The following is a 17075-nucleotide window of genomic DNA, read 5'->3' on the forward strand; positions in this document are numbered from 1 at the left end:
CCCGCAGGAAAGTTCGTACAGCATCATCGGATCGTTCCCGGCTGCCACAGTCTGCCGACAGTGCTAAGGTTCGGCCCTAGCTTTTGTATTTTCCCAAGGAAGCCTTTATGCCGGACGCTACGTCCCTCAGTGCTGGTTTTATGGTGGTTCACGGCAACCGCCTGGACGAGTTGCGCAGCCTGGTGGTCAGCTGGATGCGGCGCTACCCATTGGCTCCCTTGGAAAATGAAATCGCTCTGGTACAGAGTAACGGCATCGCCCAATGGCTGAAGCTGGCACTGGCCGAAGACCCCGAAGATGACGACATGGGCGGCTGCGGAATCGCCGCCGCCATCGACGTGCAGTTACCGGGCAGCTTCATGTGGCAGCTCTATCGCATGGTACTGGGACGTGACGAAATCCCGGTCAAATCCCTGCTCGATAAAGCCCCGCTGACCTGGCGTCTGATGCGTCTGCTACCACAGTTGATTAACCAACCGCACTTCGAACCCCTGCAGCGCTTTCTTACCAATGACACCGACTTACGTAAACGCTATCAATTGGCGGAGCGACTGGCAGACCTGTTTGACCAATATCAGGTTTACCGTGCCGACTGGCTCGAAGACTGGGCAGAAGGCCGCCATCAGCTACGAAATGGCAGAGGCGAAGCCAAAGCCCTGACCCCGGCCAACTGCTGGCAGGCGGAGCTGTGGCGTGCGCTGTTGCTGGACGTCGGTGAACAAGGCATGGCGCAAAGCCGCGCAGGCGTTCACCAACGCTTTATCGAGCGCATCAATAGTCTTGACGTAGCGCCCAGCGGATTGCCGTCACGGGTGATCGTTTTCGGGATTTCTTCACTACCTGCTCAAGCCTTGGAAGCGCTTGCCGGGCTTGCTCGATTCAGCCAGGTCTTGCTGTGCGTACACAACCCATGTCGTCACCATTGGGCAGACATCGTCGCCGATAAAGATCTGTTGCGACATCAGTACAAGCGTCAGGCTCGCAAGAGCGGCATGCCGATTGTTCTCGACTCGCAAACGCTCCATCAGCATGCCCACCCGCTACTGGCAGCGTGGGGTAAGCAGGGGCGGGACTACATCAATCTGCTCGACAGCTACGACGATCCTAATAGCTATCGCTCGGCATTTCGAGACGGACGTATCGACCTTTTCAGCGAAAACCAGCCACAGAACATGCTTAATCAATTGCAGGACGACATCCTGGAATTGCGTCCCCTGAATGAAACTCGAGAGCGTTGGCCTGCTGTCGATATGAAAAAGGACGAATCGATCCGTTTTCACATCGCCCATAGCGCTCAACGCGAAGTGGAGATACTCCACGATCAGTTGCTCGCACGATTCAGTGCTGACCCAGACCTGAGGCCTCGCGATGTGATCGTGATGGTCCCGGACATCGACAGTTATGCCCCGCACATCCGTGCTGTCTTTGGCCAGCTTGATCGCTTTGATCCGCGCTTCATTCCTTTCACGCTTGCGGATCAAGGCCAGCGCGGCCGGGATCCGCTATTGATCGCTGTCGAGCATCTGCTCAAGCTGCCCGACAGTCGCTTCCCCGTCAGCGAAATCCTAGATCTGTTGGACGTTCCGGCATTACGCGCTCGGTTTGGCGTAGAGGAGCGTGACCTGCCTACCTTGCATCGCTGGATTGAAGGCGCAGGTATCCGCTGGGGGATGAACGCCGAGCAGCGCGCGGGTCTGGGCCTGCCTGAAGAGCTGGAGCAAAACAGTTGGCGTTTCGGTCTGCGACGGATGCTGCTGGGTTATGCCGTGGGCAGCGCCAGTGCCTGTGAGGGTATCGAACCCTACGATGAAATCGGTGGTCTGGATGCCGCGCTCATAGGTCCTTTGGTCGCACTGCTGGATGCACTGGAAATTGCCCACCAGGAACTCACTCAACCTGCAGCGCCCAAACAATGGGGCTCGCGGTTGCAAGCTTTGGTGCAGCTATTCTTCCTGGCCAGCAACGAGCATGACGACTATTTGTTGGCCCAACTCGAAGAGCTTCGCGAGACCTGGCTTGAAACCTGCGAATCCGTAGGTTTGCAAGACGAGTTACCTCTTACCGTCGTCCGGGAAGCCTGGCTGGCGGGTCTCGACCAAGGTCGCCTGTCTCAGCGTTTCCTCGCCGGGGCCGTTAACTTTTGTACCTTGATGCCCATGCGAGCGATCCCCTTCAAACTGGTCTGCCTGCTTGGCATGAATGACGGTGATTACCCTCGCGCGCAGCCGCCGCTGGATTTCGACCTGATGGGCAGTGACTACCGTCCCGGCGATCGTTCCCGACGCGAGGATGATCGCTATCTGTTGCTGGAAGCATTGTTGTCCGCGCGCGACCAACTCTATATCAGCTGGGTCGGCCGCAGTATTCGGGACAACAGCGAGCGCCCTGCGTCGGTGTTGATAGGGCAGTTGCGTGACCATCTCGGCAGCGGCTGGCGACTGCACGATGACAATGATGACCTGCTTGAGTCCATGACTCAGGAACATCCGCTGCAACCTTTCAGCCATCGCTACTTTCATGAGGGCGATGATCTATTCAGCTACGCCAGCGAGTGGCAGGTTCTTCATCAAGCCAGTGATCTGGCGACTGATATCGAAGTGCTTGAACCCTACGTCCAGGACGAACCACTGAGCCTGGGTCAGCTGCAGGATTTTCTGCGCAACCCGGTACGACATTTCTTCAGTCAGCGGCTCAAAGTGTTCTTCGAGGCTGCCGAAGTGCCTTTGGCAGATGAAGAGCCATTCGTACTCGATGCGCTGCAACGCTACAGCCTCAGCGATAGCTTGCTCGAAGCGGCACTGGGGCAATTGGACCAAACCGATCAGGTACTGGAGGCGCAGGCAAAACGCCTGCAAAACAGCGGGCTTTTGCCCATGGCCGGTTTTGGTGAATGTCTTCAGCGAGAGTTGATCGAGCCGCTGCCGGATCTGCTGCTGCGCTATCAGCAACTTCTGGCGTTATGGCCGACCCCGCTCACCAGCGCGTTACCGGTGAGTCTGGAACTACAAGGATTGCATCTGGAGGGCTGGCTCAGTGGCCTGCATCAACGCGCAGATGGCGGGTTGTTGTCGGTTACTACGATTCCCAACAGCATCGGTTCGATCAAGGCCCGCAAATGGCATCGCCTCACGCGACCTTGGGTCAATCACCTGGTGGCCTGTGCCAGCGGCATGCCGATGGCAACTGCGTTGGTGGCCAGCGACGACAGTTTGCTGCTCGGTCCGATGGAGGAGGCGACAGCATCCCGGATTCTGGGCGATCTGTTGTTGGCCTGGCAAACGGGCATGCGCCAGCCGCTGCCGATTGCAGTAAAAACAGCCTTCGCCTGGCTCGCTCAAACCGACCCGAGCAAAGCTGACGCCGCTGCCCGCAAGGCCTATGAAGGCGACGGCCAGACCACTGACGGCGAGCGCCGCGAAAGCCCTGCGCTCGCTCGGCAATTTGCCGATTACGATGCGCTGATTGCCGACGAGACCTTCCCCGATTGGTGCAGCGCTTTGTATCGGCCGCTGTTTGAGGCCTCCTGGCGTTCATCGACCAGCGAGGAGGCGCGCTCATGACCACGAAAACACCGCTGGCCCTGGCATTCCCGCTACGTGGCAGCCAGCTGATCGAGGCCAGCGCCGGAACCGGCAAGACCTTCACTATTTCTGCGCTGTACTTGCGTCTGGTCCTTGGCCACGGCGGCGAATCGAGTGGTTTTGGCCGTGAATTGCTGCCGCCGCAAATCCTCGTGGTGACCTTCACCGATGCCGCGACCAAAGAGCTGCGCGAACGTATTCGCTCTCGGTTGGCTGAAGCCGCACGGTTTTTCCGCGATGAGACACCGCCTCCGGATGGCCTCATTGCCGAGTTGCGCGAACAGTACCTCCCCGAACAGTGGTCCGGCTGTGCAAACCGCCTGGACGTCGCCGCCCAGTGGATGGATGAAGCGGCGGTATCGACCATCCACAGTTGGTGCCAGCGCATGTTGCGCGAACATGCGTTCGACAGTGGCAGCCTGTTCACCCAGACCCTGGAAACCGATCACAGCGATTTGCTCGGCGAAGTCCTGCGCGACTACTGGCGACTGTTCTGCTATCCAATGCAAGGCGATGCGTTGAACTGGGTTCGCGGCAATTGGGGCGGCCCTGCGGCGTTGCTGCCACGAGTGCGAGGGTTGTTCGCCAGCGAGCGTGACAGCGTTGAAGGTAAAGAGCCTGCCGAGTTGATTGCCGAGTGCCTGCAGGAGCGACGTGCCGCTTTGCTCGAACTCAAGATGCCCTGGCGCCAATGGGCGGATGAGTTGCTTGCCATCTGTCACCAGGGCGTCGCGAGCAAAAGCGTCGATGGCCGCAAGATGCAGCCGCGCTACTTTGAACCCTGGTTTGAAAAGCTCCGGGCCTGGGCCGAAGACGAATCTCTCGAGCAGTTGGATATTGGCACCGGCTTCACTCGCCTGACCCCCGATGGCATGGCTGAAGCCTGGAAGGGTGAAGCTCCCCGTCATCCCGGTCTCGACGCAATGCCCGGTCTCAAGACCAGTCTCGATAGTTTGCCGACCCCCGATGCCGCCGTGCTGCAACACGCTGCTCACTGGGTCGGTGCACGGTTCGAGGAGGAAAAGCGTCGCCGCGCGGAAATGGGCTTCGATGACATGCTGCTGCGCCTCGATGCGGCTTTGCAGTCCGAAGGCGGTGAGCGCCTGGCAACACTGATTCGCGAGCAATTTCCGGTCGCGTTGATCGACGAATTCCAGGACACCGACCCGGTGCAGTATCGAATCTTCGAGAGCATTTATCGCATCGAAGACAACAATCCTGAAACCGGTCTGTTTCTGATCGGCGACCCGAAGCAGGCGATCTATGCCTTCCGCGGGGCCGACATCTATACCTACCTGCGCGCCCGCCAGGCCACCACTGGCCGCCTGCATACCCTGGGCACCAACTTCCGTTCCAGTCATGGCATGGTCAGTGCGGTGAACCATGTGTTTGAGCGCGCTGAATCTCGTGAGCAGGGGCGCGGAGCATTCCTGTTTCGTGAGAAGAATGGCGAGAACCCGGTACCGTTCCTGCCCGTCGAATCCCAGGGGCGCAAAGAACTCCTGCAGATTGATGGTCAGGTTGTACCAGCCCTGAACATCTGGCACCTGTCCGCCGATCAGCCACTGTCTGGCGCGGTATATCGACAAAAATTGGCCGCTGCCTGCGCCAGTGAAATCACCGCGCTGCTCAATAGTGGCCAGCAAGACCGTGCGGGCTTCATCCAGGACGGTAAGGACTTCAAAGGTCTGCTGCCATCGGATATCGCAATTCTGGTGCGCGATGGCAAAGAGGCCCAGGCCGTGCGTGGCGAACTTTCGGCCCGCGGTGTGCGCAGTGTTTATCTGTCAGACAAGGACTCCGTGTTTGCCGCACAAGAGGCCCATGACCTGCTGACCTGGCTCAAGGCATGTGCCGAGCCGGATGTCGAGCGCCCCCTCCGTGCCGCGCTGGCCTGCATCACGCTGAACCTTTCGCTGTCTGAATTGGAACGGCTGAATCAGGATGAGCTGGCTTGGGAAGCACGTGTCATGCAGTTCCGCGGTTATCGCGAGCTCTGGCGCAAGCAGGGCGTGCTGCCAATGTTGCGACGTTTGCTGCACGACTTCCGACTGCCCCAGGCGTTGATCGCGCGCAACGATGGCGAGCGGGTGCTGACCAACTTGCTGCACCTGTCCGAGCTGCTACAGCAGGCCGCCGCCGAGCTTGATGGCGAGCAAGCACTGATCCGTCATTTGTCCGAGCATCTGGCATTGTCCGGTCAGGCTGGCGAAGAACAGATCCTGCGCCTGGAAAGCGACGAGCAACTGGTCAAGGTTGTGACCATTCACAAATCCAAAGGGCTTGAATATCCGTTGGTGTTTCTGCCGTTCATTTGCTCGGCAAAACCGGTGGATGGCAGCCGTTTGCCGTTGTATTACCACGACGCGATGGGCAAGGCTCAAGTGAGCTTGAAGCCGACGCCGGAGTTGGTTGCCCAGGCCGATGATGAGCGCTTGGCCGAGGATCTTCGGCTGCTCTATGTCGCCCTGACCCGGGCACAACATGCCTGCTGGCTCGGTGTGACGGACCTCAAGCGCGGCAATAACAACGGCTCGACGTTGCACCTTTCAGCATTGGGTTATCTGCTGGGCGGTGGTGCGCCATTGGCCGAGTCGGCAGGGTTACGGCGTTGGCTGGAAGATTTGCAGCAGGACTGCCCGGCGCTGAACTACGGTGAAATGCCTGAAGCGAGCGCTGAGCACTACCATCCGCCGTGCAATGAAGCGACCTTGCTTGCGCCGCTGATACCCAAGCGCAAGGCCAGCGAAAACTGGTGGATCGCCTCCTACAGCGCCTTGCGTATCGGTGACAGTTTGAGCGTGGGCAGTGACGAAGCCCCGGAGAGTCCGCAAGCGCAAAAGCTTTTTGACGACGAGCGTCTTGATCCGCAAGCGCCGCGAGAAGTGATTGCCGGTGGCGCTGATATCCATCGATTCCCTCGCGGGCCGAACCCCGGCACTTTTCTCCATGGATTGCTCGAGTGGGCCGGTGACGAAGGTTTTGCCGCTGCACCAAAAGCTGTGGAAGACGCCATCGCTCGCCGCTGCAACCGACGTGGCTGGGAAGGCTGGATCACGACGTTGAGTGACTGGCTACAGCACTTGCTCAAATCTCCGCTGCACATCGGCGGCGGGCAGGCACCAGTGGTGTTCGAGCAACTGACCCAATACCGGGTCGAGATGGAGTTCTGGTTCGCCAGTCACAAAGTCGATGTGCTCAAACTCGATGAACTGGTGCGCCAATACACCCACAACGGCGTGGCCAGGGTGGCTGCCGAACCGGTGCTGCTCAATGGCATGTTCAAAGGCTTCATCGACCTGACGTTCGAGCACGACGGTCGTTATTACGTCGCCGACTACAAATCCAACTGGCTGGGCGTCGATGACGCGGCCTATACCGGGCAGGCCATGGAGCAGTCGATTCTCGATAACCGTTACGACCTGCAATATGTGTTGTACCTGCTCGCCCTGCATCGCCAGCTCAAGGCGCGGCTGGTCGATTACGATTACGACCGGCATGTTGGTGGGGCGTTGTACCTGTTCCTTCGCGGTACTCGCGCGGCCAGCCAGGGTGTGTATTTCGCCCGTCCGCCACGGGAGCTGATCGAGCGTCTGGACCGGTTGTTCCAGGGTAAGCCAGAGCCCAAGGCCGAACCCGCCTGGGAACAGGGAGTACTGCTATGAGTCGCACCTTCGCCGATCTGCTGCCCACGCCATTAGCGGCCGAAAGTCTGGCGAACCTGGCCCCCTTGAGTCGCGCAGATGACTTGTTGCTGCTGCTCACGCGCTGGGTCGAGCGCGGTTGGCTGCGGGCGCTGGACAAGGCCTTCGTGGCCTTTCTCCACGAACTCGCCCCCGACGATGATCCATTGGTGCTGCTGGCTGCGGCGTTGACCAGTCACCAGTTGGGTCACGGCCATGTTTGCCTGGACCTGTTCGAAACGCTGAAAGAGCCGGACTTCGCGCTGTCGCTGCCGCCGGAAGGTGATCTGCAAAGTGGCGCGATGTTGCTGCCGTCGCAATTGCTTGAGGCGCTGGAGGGTGCTCATTGGTGCAAGGTGCTGGCGTGCAGTCGTCTGGTGGCGCTGGCCGTCGACGGACGTGAGGCCGCGCAGCATCGGCCGTTGGTGCTGTCGGGTAAACGCCTGTACTTGCGTCGCTACTGGGCTTACGAACGGCGCATTGACAATGCCCTGCGTCAGCGTCTGTCGGCACACGAAACCACACCGAATGATTTGCCCCAGCGCCTGACCGGCCTGTTCGGTCCAGCCAGGCCTGATGAAGTGATCGACTGGCAGAAGCTCGCCTGTGCCCTGGCTACCCGTGGCGCATTCAGCATCGTCACCGGTGGCCCGGGAACCGGTAAAACCACCACGGTCGTGCGCTTGCTGGCATTGCTCCAGGCGCCCGCGGTGGAGGCCGGCAAACCGCTGCGCATTCGTCTTGCTGCACCCACTGGCAAAGCTGCCGCACGATTGACCGAATCCATCAGCCAACAGGTTCAAACCCTGGAAGTTGCTGAAACAGTGCGGGAGAAGATCCCGTCGGATGTAACCACCGTGCACCGTTTGCTCGGCAGTCGTCCCGGCACCCGGCATTTCCGGCACCACGCCGGCAATCGCTTGCCGCTGGATGTATTGGTGGTGGACGAAGCCTCGATGATCGACCTGGAAATGATGGCCAATCTGCTCGACGCATTGCCGGCCCATGCCCGTCTAGTGCTGCTTGGTGACAAGGATCAACTGGCGTCGGTAGAGGCCGGTGCCGTCCTGGGCGATCTGTGCCGCGATGCCGAAGCTGGTTGGTACAGCCCGCAGACACGCCAGTGGCTGGAGGCAGTCAGCGGTGAAAACCTGCGTAGCAGCGGTTTGCATGAAGATATCAACGGAACGCATCCCCTGGCTCAGCAAGTCGTGATGCTGCGTCACTCACGGCGCTTCGGCGAGGGCAGCGGCATTGGTCAGTTGGCCCGTTGGGTCAACCAGCAGCAACCCGAGGAAGCCCGCAAGTTATTGGCGGCAGGAAGCCATGACGACGTATTTTCCCTGCCCCTCAAGGGTGAGCAGGACCGGGCGCTGGAGCGGTTGTTGCTCGAAGGCCATAGCGAGGGGCCACAAGGTTATCGACATTACCTGAGTCTTTTGCGCAGTCAGCGGCCATCGCTCGGCAGCTCGATCGACGATCCGTGCTGGACCGATTGGGCTCGTGTGGTGTTGCAAGCTTTCGACTCCTTCCAGCTATTGTGCGCGGTACGCAAAGGGCCTTGGGGTGTGGAAAGCTTGAATCAGCGAGTGACCGACGCGCTGCTCAAGGCTCGGCTGATCGATAGCGACCACCAATGGTACGAAGGTCGGCCCGTGCTGATGACCCGCAACGACTATGGCCTGGGTTTGATGAACGGCGATATTGGCATTGCCCTCAAGCTGCCGGAACGTGAGGGGCCTGAGGCTGGACGGCAAGTGCTGCGTGTGGCCTTCCCGCGCAACGATGGTCAGGGCGGTGTGCGCTTCGTCCTGCCAAGTCGACTGAACGATGTCGACACCGTGTACGCCATGACCGTACACAAATCCCAAGGCTCGGAATTTGCCCATACGGCGTTGATTCTGCCGGACGCCCTGAACCCTGTGCTCACCAAGGAACTGATCTATACCGGGATTACCCGGGCCAAACACTGGTTCACCCTGATTGAGCCTCGCACCGGCGTATTCGAAGAGGCCGTGCGGCGCAAGGTCAAGCGCTTGAGCGGGTTGATGCTGGAGCTGGAAGAGGGAATTGAGCAGGGTCACTGAAAAGATGAGCAGACGACGGAATCTGTCCGAAGTGCCGTGGTGCGTGGCCTCGCTGGTGTTTCGGTGCTGTGCTATCGTTGCGGCATCATTTCGTTGTGATCGAAGAGAATCCCTGCATGAAGGTGGCTGTCTGGGCGACAGAGCGCGTTGTTGGCTGCAAGCAAGTGCTGCTTGCCGGCCTTCTCTGTTTGTTGACGGGCGTTGCCTTCGCTCAGCCGGAAACCGTTGAGAGCAAGGCCGACCAGCGTGCCAGATCGGTCACTCAGGTGGTGCTCGGGATCCTCAGTTACGCCCGGTGGCCTGTTGAGCCTCAACAGTTGCGTCTGTGCATAGTCGGCCCTACCGAGTACACCGACGACCTGGTCAAGGGCACTACCCAGGCCACTGGTCGGCCTGTCACTGTGCGAAGGCTTTTGGCCGACAACCCGGCGATTGCCGGGGAATGCGATGCGGTGTACATCGGCAAGCTGACGAGCGACGAACGCAGTCGATTATTCGCCTCGCTGACAGGACGCCCGGTGGTGAGCATCAGCGAAGGCGGCGATCAGTGTACTGTCGGCAGTCTGTTCTGTTTGCGGGTCGGCGATGAACAAGTGTCCTTCGAGGTCAACCTCGACTCGGTCGCCCGCAGCGGTGTGCGCATTCATCCTAGCGTGCTGCAACTGTCGCGCCGCAAGCCGGCGGCACCATGAATCTATTCAAATCTCGTACACGCCCGACCCTGGGTTCGGTTATCGGCCGTGGACATTTGATCGTCGCCTTGGTGGCCGTGGCCATGGCCAGTGTTTCGTTGACCCTGCTGGGTGTTCTGGCCTTGCGGGTTTATGCCGATCACAACCTGCATCTGATCGCCCGCTCGATCAACTACACCGTGGAAGCCGCGGTGGTGTTCGACGATAAGGCCGCCGCCACCGAAGCGCTGGCGTTGATCGCGTCCACCGAAGAAGTGGCCGATGCACAGGTGATGGACGAGCAAGGCGAGTTGCTCGCACGTTGGCAGAGACCGGAAACGGGATTGTTGTCGGATCTTGAAATGCAGATCGCCCGGGTGATTCTGGAAAAGCCCATCAGCATGCCGATTGTCCATCAAGGTCAGGAAATCGGCAGTATCCTGCTGGTCGGGCACGGTGGCAGCCTGATGAGTTTTTTGCTCAGCGGGCTGGTGGGAATCGTCTTGTGTACCGCCATCAGTGCCTGGGTTGCGCTTTATCTGGCGCGGCGGCAATTGCGGGGGATCACCGGCCCTTTGCGTAGCCTGGCTACTGTGGCTCACGCCGCCCGCAGCGAGCGAGCCTTTGACCAGCGCGTACCGCCCGCCGACATTGCCGAACTCGACAACCTGGGCAATGACTTCAATGCCTTGCTCGATGAACTCGAATCCTGGCAGACCCACCTGCAAAGCGAAAACGAAACCCTGGCCCACCAAGCCAGCCATGACAGCCTTACCGGACTGCCGAATCGAGCGTTTTTCGAAGGCCGCCTTATGCGTGCCTTGCGCAATGCCGGCAAGCTCGATGAGCGAGTGGCTGTGCTGTTTCTCGACAGTGACCGGTTCAAGGAGATCAACGATAACTTCGGCCACGCTGCTGGCGATGCGGTGCTGGTCGCCGTGGCAACCCGGGTTCGTGCACAACTGCGTGAAGAGGACCTGGTCGCGCGTCTGGGCGGCGACGAGTTTGCAATCCTGCTCACACCGCTGCACAAGGCCGAAGACGCCGAACGGATTGCTGACAAAATCATCGCCAGCATGGAAATACCCATCCAGTTGCCGGGCAGTACCCAAGTGTTGACTTCACTCAGTATTGGCATCGCGGTGTACCCCGATCATGGGGTCACACCGGGTGAGTTGCTCGATGCTGCCGACGCCGCGATGTACCAGGCCAAACGCCTTTCCCGAGGCGCACAGCAAACGGCAGGGGCGGAGCTCCCTGTCGTCCATGTTCAAACCAGGAGTTAATGCCTGTGTTCACCTTCAATCAACGTTCGTTACGCCTTTTCACGATCACCCTGTTGCTGACCTTGCTGACATTGACCGGTTGCCAGACGGCGCCGCAAAAAGGCCTGACCCCGGCGCAAATCGCCGTGCTCAAGCAGCAAGGTTTCGAAATGACGGATGATGGCTGGGCCTATGATCTGTCAGGCAAAGTTTTGTTCGGCAGTGATGTCGAGAGTCTCAACCCCGCCAGTACCGAGATTGTCGAGCGCATTGCCAAGGCGCTATTGAGTGTGGAAATCGAGCGCGTAAGAATCGACGGCCACACCGACTCCTCGGGCACAGAGTCCTATAACGAACAGCTTTCCCAGCGTCGCGCGAAAAGCGTCGGCAAGGTGTTAGCTGCTGCCGGTATAAAAGAAGAAAACATCCAACTGCGCGGCCTGGGCAGCAGCAAGCCCGTCGCCTCCAACGACTCCGTGGTCGGCCGCACCGAGAACCGTCGGGTGTCGATCGTGGTCAGCACGGATTAATCGGCGAACAACATCTCCCGACTTTCCCCCATCAACAGCCCTTGATTCTGCTCGGTGACACCACGGATGTAATCCCACAACAACGTGATCCGCTTGAGCTTGCGCAGGTCCTCCCGGCAGTACATCCAGAACTGTCGGGTAATGGTGATCTCTTGCGGCAACACCGGCAGCAATCGCGGGTCCTGAGCTGCCAGGAAACACGGCAGAATCGCCAATGACCGTCCCTGCTGCGCCGCCACGAACTGCGCAATCACACTAGTGCTGCGCAGATTGGCACTGGCACCGGGCAACACATTCGCCAGGTACAGCAGCTCCGAGCTGAACGCCAGATCGTCCACATAACTGATGAATTGATGCTTGCCCAAGTCTGCCGGGCGACGGATCGGTGGGTGCTTGTCCAGATAGTCCTGGGTCGCATACAGCTGCAATTTGTAATCGCAGAGTTTGCAGCAGACATACGGGCCGTGCTCCGGCCGCTCCAGCGCGATGACGATGTCTGCCTCGCGCTTGGACAGGCTGATGAAGTGCGGCAGCGGCAGGATGTCCACCGAGATCGCCGGGTAGGCGTCTACGAAATGGCTCAGCTGCGGGGTGATGAAAAAGCTGCCGAACCCTTCGGTGCAGCCCATGCGCACATGCCCGGACAACGCCACGCCTGAGCCCGAAACCTGTTCGCAGGCCATGTGCAGAGTGCTTTCGATCGACTCGGCGTAACCCAGCAGCCGCTGGCCTTCGGCAGTCAGGACGAAACCGCTGGTCCGGGACTTTTCGAACAGCAACGTGCCCAATGAAGCTTCCAGCGAACTGATGCGTCGCGACACGGTGGTGTAATCCACCGCCAGGCGCTTGGCCGCGGTGCTGGCCTTGCGAGTGCGGGCAACCTCAAGGAAAAACTTGAGGTCATCCCAATTCAACGAGCCTAAAGACGTGATGTTTTTTTGCATGATGGACCGGCTTTTATGTGCGTTCTTATTAGAAGTTTGCACATCTATACTCCAAAAACAGTCCGACAACCAATTCGCGACACACGCCTCATCTCAAGGCGACTTTCTCGCCTTGGCTCCAAAGATCGCTCTCTTAATAAGAACAACGTCCCGGAGACCAACATGAACGCATCGCTAGAAACCACCGTGCAAAAGGTCAAATTGTTGATCGATGGCGAGTGGGTCGAATCCCAGACCACCGAATGGCACGACATCGTCAACCCGGCGACCCAGCAAGTGTTGGCTAAAGTCCCATTCGCCACAGCCGCCGAAGTCGATGCTGCCATCAGCGCCGCCCATCGCGCCTTCCAGACCTGGAAGCTGACGCCGATCGGCGCGCGGATGCGCATCATGCTCAAGCTTCAGGCGTTGATTCGTGAACACTCCAAGCGTATTGCCGTGGTGCTCAGCAACGAGCAGGGCAAAACCATTGCCGACGCTGAAGGCGATATCTTCCGCGGCCTGGAAGTGGTCGAACACGCTTGCTCCATTGGCAGCCTGCAAATGGGCGAGTTCGCCGAGAACGTCGCTGGCGGGGTCGACACCTACACCCTGCGTCAGCCAATCGGCGTCTGTGCCGGCATTACCCCGTTCAACTTCCCGGCGATGATTCCACTGTGGATGTTCCCGATGGCGATCGCCTGCGGCAACACCTTCGTGCTCAAGCCGTCCGAGCAGGACCCGATGTCGACCATGCTGCTGGTGGAACTGGCCATCGAAGCCGGCATTCCGCCGGGTGTGCTCAACGTCGTTCATGGCGGCAAGGATGTGGTGGATGCGCTTTGCACCCACAAGGACATCAAGGCTGTTTCGTTCGTCGGTTCGACCGCAGTCGGTACTCACGTCTACGACCTGGCCGGCAAACACGGCAAGCGTGTGCAATCGATGATGGGCGCCAAGAACCACGCCGTGGTGCTGCCGGATGCCAATCGCGTACAAGCGCTCAATGCGCTGGTGGGGGCTGGTTTCGGTGCCGCCGGGCAACGCTGCATGGCCACGTCCGTGGTGGTGCTGGTGGGCGCGGCCAAGCAATGGCTGCCAGACCTGAAAGCACTGGCACAGAAACTTAAAGTGAATGCCGGCAGCGAGCCGGGCACTGATGTTGGTCCGGTGATTTCCAAACGTGCCAAGGCACGGATTCTCGATCTGATCGAAAGCGGCATCAAGGAAGGTGCCAAGCTTGAGCTGGATGGTCGCGACGTTACCGTTCCTGGCTTCGAAAAAGGCAACTTTGTCGGCCCGACCCTGTTCTCCGGTGTGAAACCCGATATGCAGATCTACACCCAGGAAATCTTCGGCCCTGTGCTGGTGGTGCTGGAAGTTAACACCCTCGATGAGGCCATCGCTCTGGTCAACGCCAACCCATTTGGCAATGGCACGGGTTTGTTCACTCAAAGCGGTGCGGCGGCGCGTAAATTCCAGACGGAAATCGACGTCGGTCAGGTCGGCATCAACATCCCGATTCCCGTACCGGTGCCGTTCTTCAGCTTCACCGGTTCCCGTGGTTCGAAGCTCGGCGACCTCGGTCCGTATGGCAAGCAAGTGGTGCAGTTCTACACTCAAACCAAGACCGTCACTGCACGCTGGTTCGACGACGACAGCGTCAACGACGGTGTGAACACCACCATCCACTTGCGTTAAGGAGCCGGACATGAAAATCGCGTTTATCGGTCTCGGCAACATGGGCGCCCCAATGGCGCGCAACCTGATCAAGGCCGGCCATTCACTGCGCCTGGTCGACCTGAACAAAGCTGTGCTGGCAGAGCTCGAGCAACTGGGCGGCAGCATCAGCGCTTCGGCACGTGAAGCGGCTCAAGAGGCAGAGCTGGTGATCACCATGCTGCCAGCCGCTGTGCATGTGCGCAGCGTCTGGCTGGGCGAAGACGGCGTGCTGGCGGGGATCGCCAAGGGCGTGCCCGCAGTGGATTGCAGCACCATCGATCCGCAGACGGCGCGCGATGTTGCCGCAGCGGCTGCCAAACAAGGCGTGACGATGGCTGATGCACCGGTCTCCGGCGGTACTGGCGGTGCAGCGGCCGGGACGCTGACTTTCATGGTCGGCGCCACACCTGAGCTGTTCGCGACCCTGCAACCGGTGCTGGCGCAGATGGGCCGTAACATCGTCCACTGTGGCGAAGTCGGCACCGGGCAAATCGCCAAAATCTGCAATAACCTGCTGCTGGCGATTTCCATGGTCGGCGTCAGCGAGGCCATGGCCTTGGGCGATGCGCTGGGGATCGACACGACGGTGCTCGCGGGGATCATCAACAGTTCCACCGGGCGTTGCTGGAGTTCGGAGATGTACAACCCGTGGCCGGGTATCGTCGAAACGGCGCCGGCCTCGCGCGGGTATACCGGCGGTTTCGGTGCCGAACTGATGCTCAAGGATCTGGGGCTGGCCACTGAGGCGGCACGTCAGGCGCACCAACCGGTGGTGCTCGGCGCGGTGGCGCAACAGTTGTATCAGGCGATGAGTCAGCGTGGGGAAGGGGGTAAGGACTTCTCGGCGATCATCAATAGCTATCGCAAGCCCCAATAATGGGACGGGATTGGGGCTGGTGGGCTTGTCTGTGGTGAGAGGGCTTGCCTGTGTAGAGGAGGCTTGCCTGTGGCGAGGGGGCTTGCCCCCGTTGGAGTGCGTAGCGCTCCCTCCTGCATTCTTTCAGTCATACCGCGTCGGCAGGTTTGACGACGGCTTCGCCGCCGAACGGGGGCAAGCCCCCTCGCCACGGGTTCTGCGTATTCCAATATTTGCCGAGAGACCACGTCGGGTGGTCTCTCGGTTTTTTGCATCAGGCAAACACGAAATACTTACGCACGGTCTCAACCACTTCCCACGTGCCTTTCATGCCTGGCTCGATGACGAAAATGTCACCGGCGCGCAGGTGGATCGGCTCCATGCCTTCCGGGGTGATGATACAGTAGCCTTCCTGGAAATGGCAGTATTCCCACTTCACGTATTCCACGTACCACTTGCCCGGCGTGCAGATCCAGGTGCCCATGATCTTGCTGCCATCTTCGCTGGTGTACGCGTTGAGGTTGACGGTGTGCGGGTCGCCTTCGAGTTTTTCCCATTTGCAGGCGTCGAGTACGGGCAGCGGGTGAGTGTCGCGAAGGACGGTAATCGGTGCGGTCATGATGACTCCGGGCAGTGGGTTCAAGAACTGAAGTCGCACCCTATAGCGCCCATACACCGTTCAGTTGTCTGTATTCGACATTGAGCTGTCCAGAAACGCGCAGACTCTCAAAGACTTTCCAGCGGGCAATCGGCTTTGGCCTGTGTGAGGCTGGCTTCAAACTCGACCAATTGCTCGTGTTGATGCGTGAGTGCGGCAATCCTCTCGCTGATTTCGCACTTCTTGGCATCGATGGCTTGCTGCGCCAATGACCAAGGCATCGCCAGGCCTTGATGTCCAGTAAAAATCGCCTGCAACTCCTTGAGCCTGAAACCTAAGTGTTGAGCGCACTTGATGAAGATCAGCAGGTCGACGCTTTGCTGATCATAGACACGGTATTTCCCTTGCCGCCGAGCGGCAGGCAGCAAGCCGATCGACTCGTAATGGCGAATACTCTTGATCGTCGTGCCCGAGCGATGCGCGGCTTGGCCGATGTACATGAAAAGTCCTTTTTTGCCGAGGGTAAGCCAGCCCCATTATCGGCAGACTCATCGGCTGGCGATAGCCTGGGCTTGCAGCAGCCAGGTTTCGCGCTGACCGGCGCTGGACCCCAGGACCGGCCCGAAGGTGAGCGTGCGCTGGGGTTCGATGCCGCAAAACGCCAAGGTGGTTTTGCGCATCTGATGCAGGCCGGGCATGCGGTAGATCCAGCGGTAGTACCAGGGTGGCGTGTCCATGGTCACGAGCAGATGCGCACTGCGGCCATGCAGCAATTTGTCGGGAAAGGCTTTGCCTTCGCGATACTTGAAGGCGAAGCCCGGAAGCAACACCCGATCAAGAAATCCCTTGAGCAAGGCCGGTACGCCGCCCCACCAGATCGGGTAGACCAGGGTCAGGTGTTCGGCCCACAAAATGTCTGCCTGAGCACGGCGCAAGTCGGCTTCCAGCGGCTGCACCTGTTGATAGCCTTCGCGCAGCACCGGGTCGAAGTCCATTCTTCCTAGAAACAACTGGCGCACCTCATGCCCAGCACGCAACGCCGATTGTGCGTAGCGTTCGGCAAGTGCGCCGCAAAAACTGTTGCTCGAAGGATGACCGAGAATCACCAGTATTCGTTTGCTCATCGTAACGGTCCCTGAAGATGAAACCTCAAGGGTAA

At 59.6% G+C, this 17075-nt stretch carries 12 protein-coding genes; 8 read left to right on the forward strand and 4 right to left on the reverse strand.

Annotated elements, in window-relative coordinates; genetic code table 11:
- The first annotated feature begins 107 nt into the window (after positions 1-107).
- From recC to yfiB, 6 genes are all read left to right on the forward strand, one after another.
- The gene (gene recC, locus KVG95_RS19155; RefSeq protein ID WP_217857544.1) at positions 108-3560 is read left to right on the forward strand and encodes an exodeoxyribonuclease V subunit gamma; all 3453 of its coding nucleotides are present in this window, start codon (positions 108-110) and stop codon (positions 3558-3560) included.
- Entirely contained in the window at positions 3557-7246 is a 3690-nt protein-coding gene (gene recB / locus KVG95_RS19160) for an exodeoxyribonuclease V subunit beta (protein WP_217857545.1), read from the forward strand. Before recC ends, recB begins: the two co-directional genes overlap by 4 nt.
- Complete coding sequence (recD, locus tag KVG95_RS19165; protein ID WP_217857546.1) at positions 7243-9351, forward strand: exodeoxyribonuclease V subunit alpha; 2109 nt, start codon at positions 7243-7245, stop codon at positions 9349-9351. Before recB ends, recD begins: the two co-directional genes overlap by 4 nt.
- 116 nt (positions 9352-9467) lie before the next feature.
- Positions 9468-10043 (forward strand): regulatory sequestration protein YfiR, encoded by a 576-nt coding sequence (gene yfiR, locus KVG95_RS19170; RefSeq protein ID WP_123719096.1) that lies wholly within the window; start codon positions 9468-9470, stop codon positions 10041-10043.
- Complete coding sequence (dgcN, locus tag KVG95_RS19175) at positions 10040-11308, forward strand: diguanylate cyclase DgcN/YfiN (RefSeq protein WP_217857547.1); 1269 nt, start codon at positions 10040-10042, stop codon at positions 11306-11308. Before yfiR ends, dgcN begins: the two co-directional genes overlap by 4 nt.
- A gap of 5 nt (positions 11309-11313) precedes the next feature.
- Complete coding sequence (gene yfiB / locus KVG95_RS19180) at positions 11314-11817, forward strand: outer membrane lipoprotein YfiB (RefSeq protein WP_217857548.1); 504 nt, start codon at positions 11314-11316, stop codon at positions 11815-11817.
- On the opposite strand, the gene KVG95_RS19185 is transcribed toward yfiB, so the two are convergent.
- Entirely contained in the window at positions 11814-12761 is a 948-nt protein-coding gene (locus tag KVG95_RS19185) for a LysR family transcriptional regulator (protein WP_217857549.1), read from the reverse strand. The genes yfiB and KVG95_RS19185 overlap by 4 nt on opposite strands.
- Positions 12762-12923: 162 nt before the next feature.
- Here KVG95_RS19185 and KVG95_RS19190 point away from each other — a divergent pair, with 162 nt between their 5' ends.
- A complete protein-coding gene (locus tag KVG95_RS19190; RefSeq protein WP_217857550.1) occupies positions 12924-14441 on the forward strand; it encodes a CoA-acylating methylmalonate-semialdehyde dehydrogenase in 1518 nt (505 codons plus the stop codon).
- Positions 14442-14451: 10 nt separating this feature from the next.
- Positions 14452-15339, forward strand: coding sequence for a 3-hydroxyisobutyrate dehydrogenase (mmsB, locus tag KVG95_RS19195; protein WP_217857551.1), 888 nt, complete (start codon positions 14452-14454; stop codon positions 15337-15339).
- A gap of 253 nt (positions 15340-15592) precedes the next feature.
- On the opposite strand, the gene KVG95_RS19200 is transcribed toward mmsB, so the two are convergent.
- The 3 genes from KVG95_RS19200 to KVG95_RS19210 all read right to left on the reverse strand — a co-directional run bounded on the left by KVG95_RS19200 (position 15593) and on the right by KVG95_RS19210 (position 17040).
- Positions 15593-15937 (reverse strand): cupin domain-containing protein, encoded by a 345-nt coding sequence (locus KVG95_RS19200; RefSeq protein WP_024781087.1) that lies wholly within the window; start codon positions 15935-15937, stop codon positions 15593-15595.
- Between the two features lie 107 nt (positions 15938-16044).
- On the reverse strand, positions 16045-16416 hold the full coding sequence (locus KVG95_RS19205; protein WP_217857552.1) for a MerR family transcriptional regulator: 372 nt from the start codon (positions 16414-16416) through the stop codon (positions 16045-16047).
- A gap of 48 nt (positions 16417-16464) precedes the next feature.
- On the reverse strand, positions 16465-17040 hold the full coding sequence (locus KVG95_RS19210) for an NAD(P)H-dependent oxidoreductase (RefSeq protein ID WP_217857553.1): 576 nt from the start codon (positions 17038-17040) through the stop codon (positions 16465-16467).
- Positions 17041-17075 lie beyond the last annotated feature (35 nt).

The organism is Pseudomonas farris (assembly GCF_019145235.1).
GTDB lineage: Bacteria > Pseudomonadota > Gammaproteobacteria > Pseudomonadales > Pseudomonadaceae > Aquipseudomonas > Aquipseudomonas farris.

Bases quoted from the DNA above. Each gene is read 5' to 3' on its own strand.
- recC (WP_217857544.1), top strand. From the start codon at position 108: ATGCCGGACGCTACGTCCCTCAGTGCTGGTTTTATGGTGGTTCACGGC.
- recB (WP_217857545.1), top strand. From the start codon at position 3,557: ATGACCACGAAAACACCGCTGGCCCTGGCATTCCCGCTACGTGGCAGC.
- recD (WP_217857546.1), top strand. From the start codon at position 7,243: ATGAGTCGCACCTTCGCCGATCTGCTGCCCACGCCATTAGCGGCCGAA.
- yfiR (WP_123719096.1), top strand. From the start codon at position 9,468: ATGAAGGTGGCTGTCTGGGCGACAGAGCGCGTTGTTGGCTGCAAGCAA.
- dgcN (WP_217857547.1), top strand. From the start codon at position 10,040: ATGAATCTATTCAAATCTCGTACACGCCCGACCCTGGGTTCGGTTATC.
- KVG95_RS19185 (WP_217857549.1), bottom strand. From the start codon at position 12,761: ATGCAAAAAAACATCACGTCTTTAGGCTCGTTGAATTGGGATGACCTC.
- KVG95_RS19190 (WP_217857550.1), top strand. From the start codon at position 12,924: ATGAACGCATCGCTAGAAACCACCGTGCAAAAGGTCAAATTGTTGATC.
- mmsB (WP_217857551.1), top strand. From the start codon at position 14,452: ATGAAAATCGCGTTTATCGGTCTCGGCAACATGGGCGCCCCAATGGCG.
- KVG95_RS19200 (WP_024781087.1), bottom strand. From the start codon at position 15,937: ATGACCGCACCGATTACCGTCCTTCGCGACACTCACCCGCTGCCCGTA.
- KVG95_RS19205 (WP_217857552.1), bottom strand. From the start codon at position 16,416: ATGTACATCGGCCAAGCCGCGCATCGCTCGGGCACGACGATCAAGAGT.
- KVG95_RS19210 (WP_217857553.1), bottom strand. From the start codon at position 17,040: ATGAGCAAACGAATACTGGTGATTCTCGGTCATCCTTCGAGCAACAGT.